The organism is Rhodococcus sp. D-46 (genome assembly GCF_011290655.1).
GTDB lineage: Bacteria > Actinomycetota > Actinomycetes > Mycobacteriales > Mycobacteriaceae > Rhodococcus_F > Rhodococcus_F qingshengii.
In genome coordinates, this window is sequence record NZ_JAANTF010000008.1 from 424,429 (window position 1) to 443,119 (window position 18,691).

Annotated in this window: 19 protein-coding genes; 5 read left to right on the plus strand and 14 right to left on the minus strand. The window is 62.5% G+C overall.

Features of this window, described 5'->3' with window-relative positions; genetic code table 11:
- The first annotated feature begins 72 nt into the window (after nucleotides 1-72).
- Nucleotides 73-1,065: an iron-siderophore ABC transporter substrate-binding protein gene (locus G9U53_RS22915; RefSeq protein ID WP_054781530.1), complete on the plus strand. Its 993-nt coding sequence runs from the start codon at nucleotides 73-75 to the stop codon at nucleotides 1,063-1,065.
- Here the strand turns inward: G9U53_RS22915 and G9U53_RS22920 are convergent.
- Nucleotides 1,041-1,490, minus strand: a complete 450-nt coding sequence (locus tag G9U53_RS22920; protein ID WP_007735410.1) for a helix-turn-helix domain-containing protein — start codon at nucleotides 1,488-1,490, stop codon at nucleotides 1,041-1,043. The two genes, G9U53_RS22915 and G9U53_RS22920, sit on opposite strands and share 25 nt — an antisense overlap.
- A 118-nt stretch (nucleotides 1,491-1,608) precedes the next feature.
- Between G9U53_RS22920 and G9U53_RS22925 the strand changes: the two genes are divergently transcribed.
- Nucleotides 1,609-2,460 carry an SDR family oxidoreductase gene (locus G9U53_RS22925; protein ID WP_064074220.1) on the plus strand — a complete coding sequence of 284 codons (852 nt, stop codon included), beginning with the start codon at nucleotides 1,609-1,611 and terminating at the stop codon, nucleotides 2,458-2,460.
- Between the two features lie 51 nt (nucleotides 2,461-2,511).
- Here the strand turns inward: G9U53_RS22925 and G9U53_RS22930 are convergent, their stop codons facing one another.
- A complete protein-coding gene (locus G9U53_RS22930; RefSeq protein WP_064074219.1) occupies nucleotides 2,512-4,113 on the minus strand; it encodes an MFS transporter in 1,602 nt (533 codons plus the stop codon).
- A gap of 68 nt (nucleotides 4,114-4,181) precedes the next feature.
- On the opposite strand from G9U53_RS22930, the gene G9U53_RS22935 reads away from it, so the two are divergent.
- The gene (locus G9U53_RS22935) at nucleotides 4,182-4,757 is read left to right on the plus strand and encodes a TetR family transcriptional regulator (RefSeq protein WP_003941498.1); all 576 of its coding nucleotides are present in this window, start codon (nucleotides 4,182-4,184) and stop codon (nucleotides 4,755-4,757) included.
- A gap of 3 nt (nucleotides 4,758-4,760) precedes the next feature.
- Here the strand turns inward: G9U53_RS22935 and atzF are convergent, their stop codons facing one another.
- From atzF to urtA, 12 genes are all read right to left on the minus strand, one after another.
- Nucleotides 4,761-6,470 (minus strand): allophanate hydrolase, encoded by a 1,710-nt coding sequence (atzF, locus tag G9U53_RS22940; protein WP_064074218.1) that lies wholly within the window; start codon nucleotides 6,468-6,470, stop codon nucleotides 4,761-4,763.
- Nucleotides 6,471-6,487: 17 nt separating this feature from the next.
- Nucleotides 6,488-7,189, minus strand: a complete 702-nt coding sequence (locus G9U53_RS22945; RefSeq protein ID WP_019744458.1) for a GntR family transcriptional regulator — start codon at nucleotides 7,187-7,189, stop codon at nucleotides 6,488-6,490.
- A 76-nt stretch (nucleotides 7,190-7,265) separates the two neighbouring features.
- Nucleotides 7,266-7,799: a carboxymuconolactone decarboxylase family protein gene (locus tag G9U53_RS22950; RefSeq protein ID WP_003941526.1), complete on the minus strand. Its 534-nt coding sequence runs from the start codon at nucleotides 7,797-7,799 to the stop codon at nucleotides 7,266-7,268.
- Nucleotides 7,796-8,602 carry an SDR family NAD(P)-dependent oxidoreductase gene (locus G9U53_RS22955; RefSeq protein ID WP_042923321.1) on the minus strand — a complete coding sequence of 269 codons (807 nt, stop codon included), beginning with the start codon at nucleotides 8,600-8,602 and terminating at the stop codon, nucleotides 7,796-7,798. The genes G9U53_RS22950 and G9U53_RS22955 overlap by 4 nt, the downstream gene beginning before the upstream one ends.
- A 96-nt stretch (nucleotides 8,603-8,698) precedes the next feature.
- Nucleotides 8,699-9,919: an MFS transporter gene (locus G9U53_RS22960; protein WP_165639227.1), complete on the minus strand. Its 1,221-nt coding sequence runs from the start codon at nucleotides 9,917-9,919 to the stop codon at nucleotides 8,699-8,701.
- A 9-nt stretch (nucleotides 9,920-9,928) separates the two neighbouring features.
- Entirely contained in the window at nucleotides 9,929-10,918 is a 990-nt protein-coding gene (locus G9U53_RS22965) for an LLM class flavin-dependent oxidoreductase (protein WP_039973481.1), read from the minus strand.
- Nucleotides 10,919-11,054: 136 nt separating this feature from the next.
- Nucleotides 11,055-11,744 carry a GntR family transcriptional regulator gene (locus tag G9U53_RS22970; RefSeq protein ID WP_063314792.1) on the minus strand — a complete coding sequence of 230 codons (690 nt, stop codon included), beginning with the start codon at nucleotides 11,742-11,744 and terminating at the stop codon, nucleotides 11,055-11,057.
- 1 nt (nucleotide 11,745) lies between these two features.
- On the minus strand, nucleotides 11,746-12,438 hold the full coding sequence (urtE, locus tag G9U53_RS22975) for an urea ABC transporter ATP-binding subunit UrtE (protein ID WP_003941544.1): 693 nt from the start codon (nucleotides 12,436-12,438) through the stop codon (nucleotides 11,746-11,748).
- Nucleotides 12,439-12,441: 3 nt separating this feature from the next.
- Nucleotides 12,442-13,278: an urea ABC transporter ATP-binding protein UrtD gene (urtD, locus tag G9U53_RS22980; protein WP_003941545.1), complete on the minus strand. Its 837-nt coding sequence runs from the start codon at nucleotides 13,276-13,278 to the stop codon at nucleotides 12,442-12,444.
- The gene (urtC, locus tag G9U53_RS22985) at nucleotides 13,275-14,381 is read right to left on the minus strand and encodes an urea ABC transporter permease subunit UrtC (RefSeq protein ID WP_007735392.1); all 1,107 of its coding nucleotides are present in this window, start codon (nucleotides 14,379-14,381) and stop codon (nucleotides 13,275-13,277) included. Before urtC ends, urtD begins: the two co-directional genes overlap by 4 nt.
- Nucleotides 14,378-15,262 carry an urea ABC transporter permease subunit UrtB gene (urtB, locus tag G9U53_RS22990; RefSeq protein ID WP_003941514.1) on the minus strand — a complete coding sequence of 295 codons (885 nt, stop codon included), beginning with the start codon at nucleotides 15,260-15,262 and terminating at the stop codon, nucleotides 14,378-14,380. The genes urtC and urtB overlap by 4 nt, the downstream gene beginning before the upstream one ends.
- A 54-nt stretch (nucleotides 15,263-15,316) precedes the next feature.
- Entirely contained in the window at nucleotides 15,317-16,573 is a 1,257-nt protein-coding gene (gene urtA, locus G9U53_RS22995) for an urea ABC transporter substrate-binding protein (protein ID WP_007735391.1), read from the minus strand.
- Between the two features lie 267 nt (nucleotides 16,574-16,840).
- Here urtA and G9U53_RS23000 point away from each other — a divergent pair, with 267 nt between their 5' ends.
- On the plus strand, nucleotides 16,841-17,581 hold the full coding sequence (locus G9U53_RS23000; RefSeq protein ID WP_003941474.1) for a TetR/AcrR family transcriptional regulator: 741 nt from the start codon (nucleotides 16,841-16,843) through the stop codon (nucleotides 17,579-17,581).
- 126 nt (nucleotides 17,582-17,707) lie between these two features.
- Nucleotides 17,708-18,691: ABC transporter substrate-binding protein (locus G9U53_RS23005; protein WP_165639228.1), on the plus strand; the 984-nt coding region annotated here is incomplete at its 3' end.

Consider the following 18,691-nt stretch of genomic DNA (forward strand, 5'->3'; position numbering starts at 1 on the left):
CTTCGAGTCGGGGTGTAGGCGCGCAACGCATTAGCGTCCCGAGTCGACCATTCGGCTTTCGAAGGACCACTCATGAAAACTCGTTCCGTACTGCTCGCGGCTTGCGTCGCGCTGACGCTCTCCGCCTGTGGAACCTCAGGTGACTCCGGATCGGACGCCGAAGCTTCGGGTGCCGCCGAGGTGGGGGCGTTCCCCGTGACCGTCGACCACGCCTACGGTTCGACGACGATCGACGCGGAGCCTATGCGCATCGTGACCATCGGATGGAGTGGCCAGGATGCGGTGATCGCACTGAACAAGGTTCCGGTCGCCATGGAGAGCTTCTCCGGCGCCGGCATCGAGAACAACATCCTGCCCTGGGACGCTTCGCGTCTGAACGGTGCCAAGCCTGTTCTCATGACGACCAATCCCGATATCCCGTTCGAGCAGATCCTCGGGCTCGATCCCGACGTGATCCTCGCCGTGTACTCCGGCATCGACGAGGGCGAGTACAAGCGTCTCAGTGACATCGCGCCGACCGTCGCGTTCCCCGACCAGCCGTGGGATACGGCGTGGGACAAGCAGATGAGCATGATCGGTGCAGCGCTCGGACAGCCGGAGCAGGCTCAGACGCTGATCGACGAGACCGGGGCGTACTTCGAGAAGCAGGCCGCTGATCACCCACAGTTCCAGGGCAAAACCGCAACGTATGCAATGCGCACCGACGAGGGCCTGATCGTCTTCTGCGGCACCGACCCGCGGATCCGTCTTCTCGGCCAGCTCGGGGTGAAGACCTCGCCCGGTGTCGACGCAGTGTGCACTTCCGGCGACAGTTCGGTGTCCGTGGGCATGGAATCCATCGACACACTCGACGCCGACGTCTTCATTCTCGTCGACGCCGACGGCACCAACCTGGACAAGCTGATGTCCTTCGGTCCGTTCGCGAACATGACCTCGGTGTCGAACGGCCGTCTGGTTCGTCTGGTCGGAATGGACTACGCGATGGCTACGTCCGCTCCGACGGTGCTGAGCGTTCCCTACGCATTCGACGAGTTCATCGCTCAGCTCTCGGACAAGTTGAGCTGATTCCGGGCGTCGTACGACGCTTGTGACGCAACGATTTTCGGCACCTGCGATTCGAGTAGTTCGATCAGGGCCGTGATCTTTGCGGCGACGTCGGCGCCGAGTTCGGTCAGGCTGTATTCCACTTTGGGCGGGATGGTTTCGAGTACCTCACGGTGCACGAGGCCATCCCGCTCGAGTGTTTGCAGGGTCTGCGAGAGCATGCGCTCGCTGACTCCGTCGACGCGTCGGCGAAGGGCACTGAACCGGTACGGGCCCTCGTTCAATGCCGCCAGCGCGAGTGCTCCCCAGCGTCCGGTTGCATTCTGCAATGCCGCCCGAGAGTTGCACCCGCGAGCGAAGACGTCAGCCTCGAGCGTTGGGTCCACGACGTCGGCATTCGGATCAGGGGTCTGGGCAGCACGTGAAGGTGAGTCGGTGCTGGTCATGAACCCAGGCTACTACTGCACGATCCCATAGCGCTAACTCGACGTGTTGCACTTACGAAAAATAAGTGCATGATGGTTGCAGAACGCATTTACGCTTCAACCTGGATCGGGAGTTCGCATGAGCATTGCAGTCACCGGCGCAACCGGAAACCTCGGACAACTGGTAGTCGAGTCGTTGATCGAGCGGGGAACCGCCGCGTCCGACATCGTCGCAGTGGTCCGCAATCCACAGAAGGCGGAAAGCCTCGCCGCCCGCGGAGTAGTTGTACGCCAAGCGGACTACGCCGATGCCTCGGCGTTGGAAACCGCACTGGCGGGCGTCGACAAGCTGGTTCTGATCTCGGGAAGTGAAGTGGGGTCACGGCTCGCGCAACACACCAACATCATCGACGCGGCGAAGGCTGCCGGCGTCGGATTCATCGCCTACACGAGCATCTTGAATGCTCAGGACACGCCGATGAAGCTTGCTGCCGAGCACAAGGCGACCGAGGACGTGCTCACTCGGAGCGGTATTCCGTTCGCGCTGTTGCGCAACGGTTGGTACTGGGAGAACTTCACCAACGACCTGGCCGGTGTGATCGAACGCGGCGCACTGGTCGGTGCGGGAGCGGAAGGCAAGATCGCGGCTGCGGCGCGTGCGGATTACGCCGACGCCGCAGCAGTAGTCGCGACCACCGATGGCCACGAAGGCGCAGTGTACGAGTTGGGCGGTGACGAGAGGCTCACCTACGCCGAATTGGCCGCAAAGATCAGCGAATTCGCGGGCAAGCCCGTCGCGTACCAGTTCGTGGACGAGCAGGCATACGAAGGCATTCTCGAGAGCGTCGGACTGCCTGCACCGGTTGCGCAGATCCTCGCCGATTCCGATGCTGCAATTGCCAAGGGGGCGTTGGACACCGAGTCGGGTGACCTGCAGAAGTTGATCGGCCGCAGCAGCACTCCGGTGGCTGAGGTGTTGAGGAAGGCCTGACCTGCTGTGCGCCTTTATTAACCGCGGGCGGTTAATAAAGGCGCACAGGGGTTACCCCATGTGGACTGCACCCTCGGCGGGCAGATCACCCTTCTTGGCGCGGACCAGAACCAGCACTACCGGTGCGATGATCGCCAACAGGACTGCCGCCCAACCGAATGCGGCCGAGTATCCGGATACCTCGGCGCCGAAGAAGTAGTCCGTCATCGAGGCGACGAAGTCCTGCACCGGCTGGGGGAGTAGCGCCAATTGGTCACCAGTCGGGATGGTCGCGTTCGACATGTCGACAGGAATGCCTTCCGGCGGGATCGGCGCCGCGTTGTCGGCGGTGAAGGCCGACTTGGCCGAAGCGTAGATCGTGGTGAACAGTGCGGTTCCGAGTGCGCCGCCGATCTGCAGGGTGGCGTTGACCAGGGCACTGGCAGCGCCGGCGTCGTGGTCGGGGACACCGATCAGTGCGAGGTTCTGCATCGGCACCATCAGCAGACCCAGTCCGAAGCCGAAGATCGCGAGGCCGGGGAACACGTGCGTCCAGTAGGAGCTGTGTACCTCGATCTGGGTCAGCATGAGCAGTCCTACTGCTGCCACCAGCGGGCCGGCGACCATGAGCGGCTTGGGGCCGATCTTGGTGGACAACTGCGCTGCGATGGTCGACGCCAAGACGATGAAGAACGCCATCGGCAGCGATCCGACGCCGGCCATGACCGGGCTGAATCCGAGCACGATCTGCAGGTAGAACGTCAGGTACAACGTGCCGCCGAGCAGGGCGGCGCCCACCAGCATGGAGCCGATCAGAGCAGCGCCGCGATCACGATGCCACGGAACGCTCAGCGGTAGAAGCGGATTCTTGCTGCGGCTCTCGACGACCACGAAGATGGCGAGGAAGACCAGGCCCAGTGCGATGAACAGCAAAGTGTCCGCCTGACCCCAGCCGTGCTCGGCGCGTGTGAATCCGTAGACCAGTGAGCCGAGCCCCAGGGCGATGAGGACAGCGCCGGGAAGGTCGTAGCTCGTGTCGCCGTGCGCTTTGGTTTCCTTGACGATCGGGACGGCTGCAGCGATGGCTATCAGCGCGATCGGGATGTTGACGAGCAGGCACCAACGCCAGTCGACGTACTGCGTCAGCACTCCACCGAGGAGCAGGCCGATGGCAGCGCCACCGCCGGAGATCGCGCCGTAGACGGCAAAAGCCTTGGCGCGCTCCTTCTCTCCGATGAAGGTGGTGGTGAGCATCGACAGCGCAGCGGGCGCGAGCAGTGCTGCGAAGACGCCCTGGCCGGCGCGAGCGATGAACAGTTCGATACCGCTCTGCGCGATGCCGCCGATGCCGGAGGCAACCGCGAAGCCCGCCATGCCGACGATGAAGGATCGCTTTCGGCCCCAGTAGTCCGCGATACGTCCGCCGAGGAGCAGCAGCGCACCGAACGCCAAGGCGTACGACGTGACCACCCACGCGCGGTCAAGGTCGCTTATGCCCAGTTCCTCCTGGGCTGCCGGTAGGGCGATGGAGACGATGGTGCCGTCGAGCACCACCATGAGTTGAGCGAACGCGACGATGCAGAGCACCAGCCAGCGACGTTGATGATTCGGATTCTCGGAGACAGCCGGGATCGGTGGCAGAGTGCCGCCGTCGACGTGGGACGTGGTGGTCATTGGAAAAAGGTATTCCAGCCTTCTCGGGTGAGTCAAACGAAATAGTTCGTTCGGTTACCATCATCACTATGGCTCCCACTGACGTGACCGCGACGAAACAGCGAATCCTCGACGCTGCGCAAGAAGAATTCGGCACCTACGGGCTTGCCGGTGCGCGCATCGATCGGATTGCGAAGAACGGAAACGCCAGTAAGGAGCGCCTCTACGCCTATTTCGGTGACAAGGTCGCGTTGTTCCACGCGGTGCTCGACGTCGACTTCGAGCAGGCGATGGAATCCGTCGAGTTCACCGGTGAAGACATGCCCGCGCATGCCGTCGAACTGTTCGACGCAATGCTCGGCAAACCACAGATTCAACGGATGATGATCTGGGGTCAATTGCAGGGTGAGGCACCACGGATGAAGAAGCTGGCCGAGGAACATTCCAGCTGGGTTCCGCGAATGGCCACGATCCGCAAGGCTCAAGAAGACGGCCTCATCTCGAAGCACTGGGACCCCCAGGACCTGATCACGATGCTGTTCGGCCTCGTGTTCGGCTGGGTGGTGGCCCCCGGTGTGGCCGACAACCAGAACGTCGACGCCGACGAGATCGCGCGCCGCCGTGAAGTGGTGCGCGAGGCCGTCACTCGAATCTGCAAGCCGTGACTGTCAGCGAGAGAGGTACGCGGCCCAACCGCCGTAGTCGGTGATGTCAGCTGCGCCGTTTACGGCGTCATGAGTGCAGCTGAAACCGACTGTCGTTCTGCCGTCGGATAACTCGACGCTCGTGAGCGCCATCGGTGCAGGCAAGGCGGCGAGGAACGTTCCCAGCCCGGCCGGTGAGATTCGGAAGATCTCGCCGACGACCGGTGCGCCGAGTCCAGGGCCACGGCGTACCAGGCCGGGCTTCGGTGGCGTCGTGTCGAGAGCGAAGAGCCGGTAGGCATCCGAGGTCGTGACGGTTTCGACGTACCGCGCGCCGAGGTCGACCAACTGTGTGTTGAGGGGTTGCCCGCGCAGGTGAGCGCCGAATACTGCGAGGTCGATTCCGGTATCGACGAGGGTGGGTGAAGGCGCACCGCCGAGTCGCGCAGCGAGGTCGATGGCGATCTGGTCGTCGAAAGCGGGTACGACGAACATGACGCCGAACGGGTGATCTTCGGCAGTGCGGTGTCCGGGCGCCGCGACGGCCGCCATGTCGAGCAGGTTGCAGAAGTTGGTGAAAGTTCCCATCCGGCGGTTGATTCCGAACGGATCCTCGGTCACGGCGGCAATCGTCGGGTGTTCGGTGGTGGTGGGAAGCAGTAGGGCGTCGAACCCGGCGAGGAGTTCCCGGGCGGCAGCCTTGGCGCGGGTGAGAGCATCGAGATCGTCGACTAGCTGGTATCCGGTGGGGTGCTTCGCACCGAGCACGATGTCGGACACCGCGGGATCTGCTCCGGCAGGACGAGTTTCGAGGAACTCGCCGGCAGCGGCGTACCGCTGCGCCACCACGGCGCCGTCGTAGAGCAATCGGGCCGCGCCGAGCAGTCCGGATATGTCGACGGTCTCGGTCTCGGCGCCGCCGGCTACCAGAGCTGTCACAGTGTCCTGAAATGCTGCTGTATACGACGGGCTCAGTTGAGCGAGATCCTCGATTCGGGGGACGCCGACGCGGGGATTCGGCGCCGCCGCGAGACGAACGTCGGAAGGCCAGACGCGGCTGCGGGGATCCCGAGGTTCGTGGCCGATCATGATTGCCGCTGCCGCGGTTGCCGATTCGAGGTCGTCGGCAAATACCGTCAGAGCGTCGTAGTCGACGCAGGCGGGCACTACTCCGTGGGCGGGGATGACGCCGAGCGAGAGCTTGAGTCCGTAGATCCCGTGGAACGCTGCCGGCACCCGGCCCGAACCGGCAGTGTCGGTGCCGATTCCGATGTCTGCAATTCCCAGCGCGACAGCGACGGCGGATCCGGAGCTACTACCGCCCGAGATCAACTCTTCGTCCCAGGCGCAGCGAACGGCTCCGTACGGACTGCGCGTTCCGACCAGTCCGGTGGCGAACTGGTCCAGATTGGTCTTCCCCAGAACAACAGCCCCGTGCTCGATCAACCGCGCAACGGCACTGGCGGTTTCGTCCGGCGAATACGCGAATTCGGGGCACGCCGCTGTGGTCGGCAGACCGGCGACGTCGACGTTGTCCTTGACGGCGACCAGACGCCCAGCCAGAGGAAGATGCTCGCCCGCGGCGATTCTGGCTTCGACCGAAGCGGCATCGGCAAGCACATCTTCCTTGCGGCGCAACGTGATCCAGACTTCGGGGCGATCTACTTCCTCGATCCGCTGGAATGCCTGCTCGACCCGGGCTGTCGGGGTGAAAACTTCTGCTGCGATGGTCATGGTGTGTACTGCTCCGATCAGTCCGTGATGTTGGCGAGTGAGAGCGCGGTGATCGCGCGGGTCACCCGGTCGAGGACGACGTCGAGAGACTCGCCGATGTGCTGGTGCAAAAGCGTGCGGGCCTCGGGCAGATTGCCGGCACGTAGTTCTTCGAGGATTCGAATGTGCTCCGCGATCGAGGTGTCGATGCGGCCGTTGACCATGAAGTCGTACATCCGAACGTGCCGGATACGGGAATTCACCGACAGCAGCGACGCGACCAGTTCATTGTTTCCCGACGCCCTCAGTACGGCGACGTGGAATTCCTCGTCCAGTTCGACGAACCCCGGTTCCTGAGCGGGCGGATCGAGAGCCAGGGCACGCCACCGCACCAATTCGTCGTCGAGGATTGTTCGGTCGTGCCGGATCGTCGGATCTGCGATCGCCCGGGTAATTCCTTGTAGTTCCAGCGTGATTCGGAGTTCATACAGATCTCGGATCCGCGGGATACTCGGGCGCACGGCGGAGAACCCGTACTCTTCCCGGCGCAGGAGTCCATCGGCGCACAGCATCGTCAACGCTTCCCGTACTGGTGTGCGAGAAATGCCGAAACGCGTGGAGAGTTTCGGTTCCGTCAGGCGCTGATCGAACCCGATAGTCCCGTTGACCAGTTCGGTGCGTAGTTCCCGGTAGACCACCTCACGCAGTGGCTCCGGCGCCGTATTCATCCCTGTCGACATACCTGTATACGCTATTGATCAGGTGTTTCGTCCAGATGTCTTCGGGTTAGAGCTGAGTTACGGCCGCCGCGGAACTTCAGGAGAAGTCGCGCTGAACCCGCAAGGTTCCGATCGTGGTGGCCAGGCCGTCGTACTGAGTGACCAACAAGGTGAATTCGATCAACCGACGATCGTCGAGATGCTGCGAGAGCGTTCCCCACGTGTCGTCGGTGACGTCCTTGGTGGTGACCAACTCGTCGACCGCAGTCAAGATCGCACGGTGACGCGGACTCAACTCGGAAGCGCCAGGGCCCTCGATGATTCGGGCCAGTTCTTCTGCGTCGATTCCGGCTTTGCGGCCGAGCCTGATGTGGTGATCCATCTCGTAACCGCAGTCCCGCAGGTGCGCGACCCGCAGGATGATCAGTTCGGTGTCGTGGCGAGAGATCTTGCCGCCGGGCATGAGTGAGCCGGAGTAGTGCAGCCAACCGCGGAAGAGTCCGCCCGTGCGCCCCAAGGTGCTGAACAGATGCGCATCGGGTGCTCCGGCAGCCTTCGACAGGACACGCCAGATTCCCCAGTTGATCGGACCGAGGTCCTTGAATCGGCCGGGCGGGATGCGGGGGTTCATGCGACTCCACGGATGTGAGAGGGACGGAGGTCGATAGCTCGTTGCGCGATGTGGCGAACCGCGGCGCTGCGGCGGGGCGCGTGTACGCGTGACTTCCGGCCGACGATACCGCGCTCGAACGCGTCGACGGCGTCAGCGACGGTCGTGGTGCCGGCGCTGGCGAGGGTTCCGCGAGCGCCGTCGAAAGAGAGTGCGGTGGTATCGGTGTCGATGTCGCCGATGTACGCGACGCCCACCTTGGTGCCGAGGTGTTTCATTTCCAAGCGCAACGCGTCACCCAACGCTTCGACGCCGGCGCGCGAAGCACCGAACGGTCCGCGAAACGGATGCTTGGCGGCGCCGTGGGCCGAGGCGACCACCAGGGCGTAACCGTTTTCGTGACTGATGTGCGGACCTGCTGCGCGCAGGGTGTAGTACGTGCCCATGAGGTTGACTTCGACGGCGCGGCGCATGTCCGCAGGGTCGCCGCCGAGGATCGACGAGTTCGCCTCGACCCCGGCATTGGCGACGACGACGTCGATGCCTCCCAGCTTCTCAGCGATGTAGTCGACGCCGCGAGATACCTGCTCGAGGTCGGCGACGTCGCACAACTGCCACGGCGCGCGGCCGCAGGAAGTGGCGACTTGTTCGAGAAGTTCAGGCTCGAGGCCGAGCAGTCCCACGGACGCACCACGGTCGTACAGGCGTCTGGCCAGCGAAGAACCGATATTGCGGGCAGCGCCGGTGATCAGGATGCGCCGACCCGTCAGGTCGTCCGCACTACTCTTGGCCGATTCGGCCTTGCCCGCCTCGCTCTTGCCCATTGCTGTGTCCCTACGCAGTGACCTTCTGGTCCTCCGACGCTAACACCGCCGGGTAGCTGCGACTGCAAGTACCGCCAACTCCGTCCGAATGGACGCTCAGACCGATGCGACCTCGAGACGCGGATGTGACGCGGAAGCCTGGGTCGACCGCAATCGACGGAATCGGACCACGGCAACGACGGCGGCAACAGCGGCGAGGATCACCAACGGCAGCGACGGACCCATCGTGGGTTCGATGACAACCAGTAGCACCGGCAGTCCGAATCCGAGATAGGTGCCGACGTAGAAGATCCCGGTCAGGGCGCCCCGCGAGGCCGGGGGAGCCAGCGACTCGAGGTCGAGCAGTCCCTCACGCAGACACAGTCCGTAGGCCGTACCGAGGACGAGCGCGCAGACGATGAACAACCCGAGCGCGGGGTGCGCGCCGCCGACTGCGACCAGGCAGTATCCGAGTGCCGCCAGTGCGGCGCCTGTCGTGCCGGCCTGAGGACCCCAATTGCGATGGCGCGCAGCGGTTTGAACCAGGATTCCAGCACCCAGAGTCAGCGCCGCCGCGAAACCCGGAAGGAGAGGACCTGAGTAGCGGTCCCCGAGCCTGGCCGTCATGGTCACGAAAGAGACTGTTGCGCTGGCGAACACCCACGGCGCCAACGGAAGTGCCCAGAGCAGCGCATTTGCGACGGAGCGCTCCGCGCCGTCTGGCGCATTTGCGACGGAGCGCTCCGCGCCGTCTGGGACGGGTGTGATGGTCGCGGCTTCTACGGAAACAGGTGTACGACTCCACACAGCTGCCGCGGTAACCGAACCCACCGACAAGAAGGCCGAGACGACAAAGGGCGTAGCGAGTGGGAAGGCGGCAAATTGTGCCAACAGACCCGAAAACAGTGGTCCCAGTGCAAAACCCGAGGTGAGTACTACGCCCGCCATCACGGTTCCGGACTTGCCGCGAAGGTCAGCCGCCCACGCGGTGCCGGCGCCGATTGCCAGACCGGCACCGATACCGACAACGAGGCGCCCGACCATGAGCCCGGGCGCGTCGTGCCAGAGAAGAAGAATCAAGGTTCCGAGCGAGGCTATGAGCGCTCCGGGCAGGACGACTACAGCTCGGCCGACGCGATCCGACAGTGCTCCACCGGTCAACAGGCCGGGTAGGAGTCCGAGCGCGTAGATACCGAAAACACCGTCGAGCACGGTATGCGAAAGGCCCTCGTCCACCCGGAGAACCGGGATGAGCGAAGCAAAGTGGTTGGCGGCCCAACCCGTCGAAAGTAGAACTGCCAGTACCGAGATGAACCCGCGACGGGATGGATCGCCCATACCGGCAGCTTAGGCGGGTACCAGATCGCTCACGTCGGCGAGGAGTTCGAACGTGCGCAACCAAGCCTCGCGGTTGGTGCCGGTCGACACCGTGATCAGCTCGTCGGCCTGTGCATGCTCGGTGAACTCGTCGAGGTAGGCGCGGACCTCCGTGGGCGTGCCGATGGCGCTGTACTTGGTCATCTGCAGAACCTGCTGACCCGCGGGGGAGTCGAGCAGCATGTCCGCTTCGTCGTCCGTGAACTTGCGTCCGCGTCCGAGAAGAAGGCTGACGCGCGAACGCTTGGCCGCGAGGAAGTCCTGCTGAGCCTGCTCATGGGTGTCGGCGGCGATGACGTTGACGCCCGCGATGACGTACGGCTCCGCCAACTGCTCCGACGGCTTGAACTCGCGTCGATAGATCGCGACGGCGTCGCGCAGGGCGTTGGGGGCGAAGTGCGAGGCAAATGCATACGGCAGGCCGAGCATCGCGGCGAGCTTGGCTCCGAACAGTGACGATCCGAGAATGTAGAGCGGAACGTGAGTGCCCTTACCGGGAACGGCATTGATTCCGGGGACGCGCGAAGTGTCGCCGAGGTAGCCCTGAAGCTCGAGTACGTCCTGCGGGAAGCTGTCCGAAGAACTCGGGTCGCGTCGCAAAGCCTGCATGGTCTTCTGATCACTACCGGGCGCGCGACCGAGACCGAGATCGATGCGACCCGGGTGCAGAGTCTCGAGGGTGCCGAACTGCTCGGCGATCGTCAGCGGCGCGTGGTTGGGCAGCATGATTCCACCGGCGCCGAGGCGGATTTTGCTGGTGTGCGCGGCGACGTGGCTGATCAGAACGCTGGTGGCCGAAGACGCGATGGAACCCATGTTGTGGTGCTCGGCATACCAGATTCGCTTGTAACCCCACTCCTCGGCGCGCTGCGCCAAGGTCACGCTGGCGTCGAAGCTGTCTTTGGCGGTTTCGTTGTCGCCGATGTGGGCGAGATCGAGGATGGAAAGTGGGACGGCCATGAATGTGGTGCCTTTCTCAGCGAATAGAACGCAAGCGTCGTTGTGAGGTGCAACCGCTGTGAGTCCATTCCTATTTCCGAGAGCCTTCCCACGCTGAGCAAGTGCGATTTTCGGAGGGGCGGTGACTCCCGCTCGATCAGTTCCGCACAGCGTTGGCCATGGCGGCCAACGAGAGGGCCTGCCGAGCGCGGTCGAGGACAACCGCACGAGAGATGTCGATGTGCGACACCAGTGCCTCGTGTGCTTGCGGAATCTTGCCGTCCAGCACCAGTTCGACGACGGAGATATGTTCCTCCACGGTGGCCTTCATACGGTCGGGAGTCAGGTAGTCGAACATCCGCACGGGGCGCAGCTTCGAGTTGACGGCCTGCAAGGCGTCGACCAACGCGTGGTTTCCGGATGAGGCGAGGAGCGCGATGTGGAACTCCTCGTCGAGCGTCACGAAGCCGGCGTCCGGTACCGGCATCTGTTTGAGAAATGTGTACCACTTGTCGAGTTCGGAACCGAGCGCGTCTCGATCATGAGCGGGGGCCTCACCGTCTAGTACCCGCCGAAGCCCGTGCACTTCGAGGAGTATGCGCAGCTCGTAGAGGCCACCCAACTCGTCGAGGTGCGGTCGGTACGGAAAGAGTCCATGTTCGTCGCGCTCGACCAGCCCGTCGGATTCCAACTTCGCGAGCGCTTCGCGCACCGGTGTTCGCGAGACACCGTAGAGATGAGCCAACCGTTCTTCGCCGAGTCGTTCGGATGGCGCGATCTGACCCGACATCAGATCGTTCCGGATCGACCGATAGACCTGCTCGCGCAGCGGCGGGCGCACACTCATGTCAGATTGCCATCGCTCGACGAACCGCCTCGGTGGACGTGGTGCCGCCCTCACCGGTCGAGGTCACGTGTCCCGCCGCGAGAATGCTGTAATGCTGCGCAGATTGGAGCGCGAAACCGATGTGCTGCTCTACGAGGAGGACACCGAGATCGCCGCGCTCGGTGAGTTCCATGACGGTTCTTTCGATTTCGGCGACCACGTTGGGCTGAATGCCCTCGGTTGGTTCGTCCAGAATGAGGATCTTGGGCTCGGTGATCAGGGCGCGAGCGATGGCAAGCTGTTGTCGCTGCCCACCGGAGAGAAGTCCCGCGCGACGGTCGAGGAGCGTGGTGAGTGCGGGAAACAGATCCAATGCCTCTGCGATGAGTGCCTTTCCGCGTTTGCGCCCGTCGGCGACCACCCGAAGATTCTCGGCAGTTGTCAGTTGTCCGAACGACTGCTGACCCTGGGGTACGTAGGCAAGTCCGCGAGCGACGCGGGCGCTCGGCCGTAGACCGGTGATGTCCTCACCGTTCAGAAGTACCTTTCCCCGTGTAGGTTTGATCAGACCGACGGCGGCGCGCAGCAAGGTGGTTTTACCCGCACCGTTGTGACCCATGACTGCCGCAACTCCGTCGCTGGGAACCAGCAGGGATACGCCGTGGATCACTTCGGTGCGTCCGTAGCCGGCGCGGATGTCGACGAGCTCGAGCATGATTCAGTCCTCCGGGGTCGGTTCGGTGTCGGCGCCGAGATCGGTTCCGGCAGCGGCTGTGCCGAGGTAGACCTCTTGCACCTTGGGGTCGGCTTGGACCTCCGCCACAGTTCCTTCGGCAAGCACTTTCCCAGCGGCGAGCACTGTGACGGACGTGGCGAAGGATCGCATGAAGTCCATGTCGTGCTCGACTACGACGACGGTTCGCGCACCGCCGATGCGCCGCAGAAGGTTCCCGGTCTCCTCGCGCTCCTCGAGGCTCATGCCTGCGACGGGCTCGTCGAGCAGGAGCACGGAACAGTTCTGTACCAACAACATTCCGATTTCGAGCCACTGCTTCTGTCCGTGCGCCAGAATGCCTGCGGCGGTGTCCCTGAGGTGCTCCAACCCGGTTGTCTCCAGCGCCTCTTCGATCTCGGGAAGCACACCTTTGCGTTTTCTGAGCAGGTTCCACGGTGATCGGCCGGCTCCGGCCGCGATGTCGAGATTCTGCAGCACCGAGAGCTCTTCGAAGACGCTTGCCGTCTGGAAGGTTCGCCCGACGCCGAGGCGGGCGATCTTGTGAACCTTCTTGCCGAGCAGTTGCTCGCCGGACTTCGTGATGGAACCCGTCGCGGGAACGAGTCCGGTGATGGCGTCGACCAACGTTGTCTTTCCAGCCCCGTTCGGGCCGATGAGAAACCTCAGGTCGCCCTGCATGAGGGTCAAGTCGACGCCGTCGACGGCCTTGAAACCGTCGAAGCTGACCGAAAGATTTCGTACTTCGAGGTACTCGGACGACATTCCGGCGTTGCCACCCAGTGCCGGTGTGGGTTCGCTGGTGGCGGTTGTGTTGGTCATGACGACACCTCCACTGGTTCGGGTTGGGAGACCTTGACCGGCGGGTCGGCCGGGGTCTCACGCTTCTTGCGGTGGCGCATCAGGGCGAACAATCCGGCCACACCTGCCGGGAAGAACCCGACCACGACGATGAACATCAACCCTTGTGCGTAGATCCATCCCGAAGGGAGTTTCTCCGAGAATGTCGACTGCGCCCACGCGACGCCGATCGCACCGAGTACCGGACCGAGAAGCGTTGCGCGGCCGCCGATCGCGACCCCGATGAGGAAAGCGATGGACGGGACGATCCCGACGTCGGCGGGGGAGATGATGCCCACGATCGGAACGAACAGCGCGCCGGCGATACCGGCGAGGAACGCCGCGGTCACGTAGGCGACCAGTTTGATGTTCGCCGGATCGTATCCGAGGAAACGTACTCGCTCCTCTTGATCACGGACGGCGACGAGGAGTTCGCCGTATCGGGAGTTCATCAGCTGGCGAATCAGAGCGACCGATGCGAGAAGAACTCCGGCGGCGATGAAGAACAACATCTGCTTGTTCGCCGGATCGTTGAGATTGAAACCGAAGAACGTGCGAAAGCGGTTGAGGCCGTTGCTGCCACCGATCGACTGCTGGCCGATCAAGAGGATCGCGAAAGCCGCGGCGAGTGCCTGCGAGAGGATCGCGAAGTACGCGCCCTTGACTCTCCGCTTGAACACACCGAGTCCGAGGAGAAAGGCAACAGCGGCCGGCAGGAAAAGGATGGCGAAGATCGCCACGAATGGCGAGGCGAACGGTTGCCAGTATCCCGGCAGTTCGGTCTTGCCGGCGATGGACATGAAGTCCGGGACCGCGTCGCCCTTGAGTTCGGCATCGGCGATCTTGAGGTGCATCGCCATCACGTATGCGCCGATTCCGAAGAAGACGCCCTGGCCGAGCGTGAGCATTCCGCCTCTGCCCCAAGCCAAACCGATACCGACAGCGACTATGGCGAAGCACAGGAATTTTGCCAACAGTGACAGCCTGAAGTCCGAGAGCACAGCCGGAGCGACGGCGAACAGCACGATCGCGGCAAGTGCAAAACCGCCCCACACCCGAATTCGGGAATTGTTCAGGATGCTCATACGAGGCTCCTCGTCTTGACTGCGAACAGGCCCTGCGGCCGAACTTGAAGGAAGACGACGATGATGACGAACACGATCACCTTCGCGATCGACGCTGTCGTCGAGTACTCGATGAACGAGTTCAAGATGCCGAGGGCGAAGGCTGCGATCACGGCTCCCTTCATCTGACCGAGACCGCCGACGACAACAACCAGGAAGGCGTCGATCAGATAGGACTGGCCGATGGTCGGGCTGGTGGAACCGATGAGCGTCAACGCGACACCCGCGACGCCGGCGAGCCCGGAACCGAGGAAGAAGGTCGTGATGTCCGTACGACGAGAGGAGATTCCGCTCGTCTCGGCCAGATCGCGATTTTGGACGACGGCCCGGATGCGTCTACCCATCGACGACTGCTTCAGTGCGACCGAAAGTGCGATCACCGCTGCGATCGCCAACACCAGAATGAAGATGCGGGTTTTCGGCACCACGGCGCCGAAAATATCGACCCCGCCCGAAAGCCAGCTCGGCGCCGAAACATTGACTGCCGGCGCGCCGAAGATGTCGCGCGCCAACTGCTGAAGGATCAATCCGACGCCGAATGTCACCAACAGGGTGTCGAGGGGTCGGTGGTACATCCGCGATACCAGGACCACTTCGAGCACAACACCCATCAGTCCGCCGACGACGAAACCGACGAGCAGAGAAATGATCAACGATCCCGTTGCATTCGAGATCACCTGCTGCACTACGTATGCGGTGTACGAGCCGGCCATGATGAACTCGCCGTGTGCCATGTTGATGACACCCATCTGCCCGAACGTGAGAGACAACCCCAACGCTGCCAACAGGAGAATCGATCCGATACTCAAACCCGTGAACAACTGCCCGATCACAACATCCATGACAGACGCTCCACCTCTCTACTCGTCGATTCCGTCAATTCCGCCTTTTGTCGATCAGCTACCGAGGCCCTCAGCCCAGGGGTAGTTCTTCAGGTACGGATCCGGCTCGATCGGCTGTCCCGAATCCCAGACCGTGTAGATCAGTCCGTCGGAACGGATTTCGCCGATCCGGGCAGTCTTGGTGATGTGGTGGTTGTCGCCGTCGATGGTGACGAGTCCTTCGGGCGCCTGGAAGGTCACACCGTCGGCGTTGTCCTGAATATCCTTGACCGCAAACGAGTTGGCCTTCTCGACGGTGTTCTTCCAGAGGTAGACGGAGGTATATGCCGCTTCCATCGGATCGGACGTGGGCTTGTCCTGCCCGAACTTCGCCTTGTACGCCGCGACGAACTTCTTGTTCTCGGGGGAGTCGATGGTCTGGTAGTAGTTCCACGCCGTCAGCTGGCCTTCGACGTTCTGGACTCCGATACCACCGACCTCTTCCTCCGCAATGGAGACGGAGACGACGGGCATGTCGGCGGGTTTCAGGCCGACATTCGAGTATTCACGGAAGAACGCAACGTTGGAATCGCCGTTGAGTGTGTTGAACACGGCATCGGCGTCGGCTGTGCGGACCTTGTTCACGATGGTGGAGAAGTCGGTCGAACCCAGAGGCGTGTAATCCTCGCCCTTGATCTCGATGCCGTTCGCTGCCGCGTACGCCTTGATGATGCGGTTGGCGGTCTGCGGGAACACGTAGTCGCTGCCGACCAGATACAGCGACTTGACGCCCTTCTCCTTCAGGTAATCCAGCGCCGGGATGATCTGCTGGTTGGTCGTTGCGCCCGTGTAGAAGATGTTCTTCGAATCTTCCAGTCCCTCGTACTGGACCGGGTAGTAGAGCAAAGAGTTGTTGTCCTCGAACACGGGCAGCATGGCCTTGCGGCTCGAGGAGGTCCAGCCACCGAAAACTGCTGCGACGCAATCGCTGCTGATCAGTTTCTCGGCCTTCTCGGCGAACACTGTCGGCTCCGACGCACCGTCCTCTGCCACGATCTGGATCTTCTTACCCAGTACACCGCCGGAATCGTTGATCTCCTGCACCGCCAACGAGATGGAGTCGCGGACCGTCACTTCACTGATGGCCATGGTGCCCGAGAGTGAATTCAGGGAACCGACCTTGATCGTGTCCCCCGAGGTGTCGACGCACGACGTAGCCGTCGAATCTCCCGATGCGGTGTCTGTTGCCTTGCTTCCGCAGCCGGTGAGAACCAAGCCCAGCGCGGCGAGAGCGGCCGGCGCGGCAAGGGTGCGCTTCGAGAAGGTTCGCATGTACGGGCCTTTCGTGTCGATGGCTCTGGCAGACAATGGCTCTGACAGATCTGTATCCGGAGTGCGTATACAACGCTGTATTCGTCGAGTGCACAGAGTAGGTGGAAGTTGTTGCGGTGGAATGACTGTCGGTGACAAGTGTGTGTCCGGTGTTTCGATTGGGTATCCAGGACCTCACACCGCAGGTCAGCGAGGGTGCGGTGTTAGCATCGACGAGAAATTGATCAAGCACTCGCTTGACGATCGGAACGTCGGAAGGATCTTCTCGTGCGCTCGACCCGACGGGACGAAATACTCGCTCATGCGGCCAAGCTGTTCAGTGAGCGGGGAATCGCCGCGACGACGGTGCGCGACATCGCCGACGAAGTCGGGATCCTCTCCGGCAGCCTCTATCACTACTTCGACTCCAAGGATGCGATAGCCAACGAGATCGTCGTCCGGTTCCTCGAAGATCTCAACGTCCGGTACGAGGACTCGATCGAACCGGAAGGTTCGGCTCGAAATCGCCTGGCCACGATGGTGTCGGTCTCCTTTGCCTCGGCGGTGGATCACCCGTATGCCACGGAGGTCTATCAGGGAGAAGCCATACTTTCGTCGCAACCGGCGGACGCGCCCATCACCATCCTGGTTCAGAAGGCACACAGCTACTGGCGATCGGCTATCGCTCGCGGAATTGCCGACGCGGAGTTTCGGGAAGACATCGATCCCGAACAGTTTCACCGTCTCCTGCGTGAATCCGTCTGGTCCACCGTCGCGCAGTATCGCCCACAGCTTTCCGAATTGGCCGAAGATCTGCAGCGCAATCTGATTTCGGTTTTCCTGGACGGCTTTGCCGCACGTTCCGTCGACGGTGAGCCGGTGGCACGCATTGCGCGGCGCACGGCGAAGAAGGAAGCGCAGACCGAATCTCCCGACTCGGACCTTGCCGAACTCCGCTCTGATGTCGACGAATTGAAGTCCGTCATTCGCGAACTCAGCTCGTCGATCCGGCAGCTGCAGAAGCCGTAACACCGCAGTTCCTGCGCGTGTAGTTCGGATTTTGACTATCAGTGTGACCCAGTGCATACTTCTGTCCACACTCGTAAATCAAGCGCTTGTTTGATTTACCAAGCACAGTTTGGACGGGAGTTCGATGTGAGACTCGGAAAGGCGATCGCCGTCTGCGCGGCAGTGGTCCTCGGGGCGAGCGCGTGCGCATCTGCCGGTGTCATTCCCGAAGACACCATCGTCATCGGTTTGGACGAGGACTCCACCGGGCCCGGTGCGTCGTACAGCACGATCGCCGGCAAGACGGTGCGGATGACCGTCGACCTGATCAACCAGGCGGGCGGAATCAACGGTAAGCAAGTCGAATTGGTTGTCGAGAACGACGAGAGCAGTCCCACCAAAACCCCGTCGATCATTCGGAAGTTGGTCGATCACGGGTCCAGTGCGGTCATCCTCGCCACGGGCAGCGGGTCGGTGCTGCAGGCCAAGTCGATTCTCCAGCAGTCGAAGATTCCTGCGATAGCTCCGGTCGTTCTCAGCGACGCCTTTGCCTCGGCGCCCGACAACGACTTCTCGTTCATGATTCCGAACTCGTTGAAGCAGTACGCCCAGGTGTACTGCGGGGCTTTCGAGAAGATGGGGTACAAGTCCCTGGGAATTCTCGGTGACGCGAGTGCGTCCATCGACGGAATCATCAAGACCCTGCGGCCGGCGCTCGAGAAGTGCGCGAGAGTGACGGGCGTCGAAAAGGCGCCGGTCGATGCCGCGGACATCACCGCACAGGTCTCACGTCTCGCGGAAACCGAACCGGACGCGATTCTGGTCGCCAGTATCGGCGGGCACTTCGAAATCCTCGCGCACAACACCTTGTCGAAGGTCACCCCGCAGACGCAACGCTTCTCACTCGCTTCCATCGGAAACCAGCCCGCATCTTGGGCTTTGGCGGACCCGAAGGCGTTGAGCGGCATGGTGTACATGGGCTCGCTCAGTGAGAACAACCCGAGAACCGCCGAACTGCGTCGCAAGGTGCAGGCGGTGAAGGGGCCTGATTATCAACTGACCGCCTACGACGCACAGGCGTACGACGCCGTCATGATGTTGGCCGAGGCAATCGAAATTGCCGGCGACCAC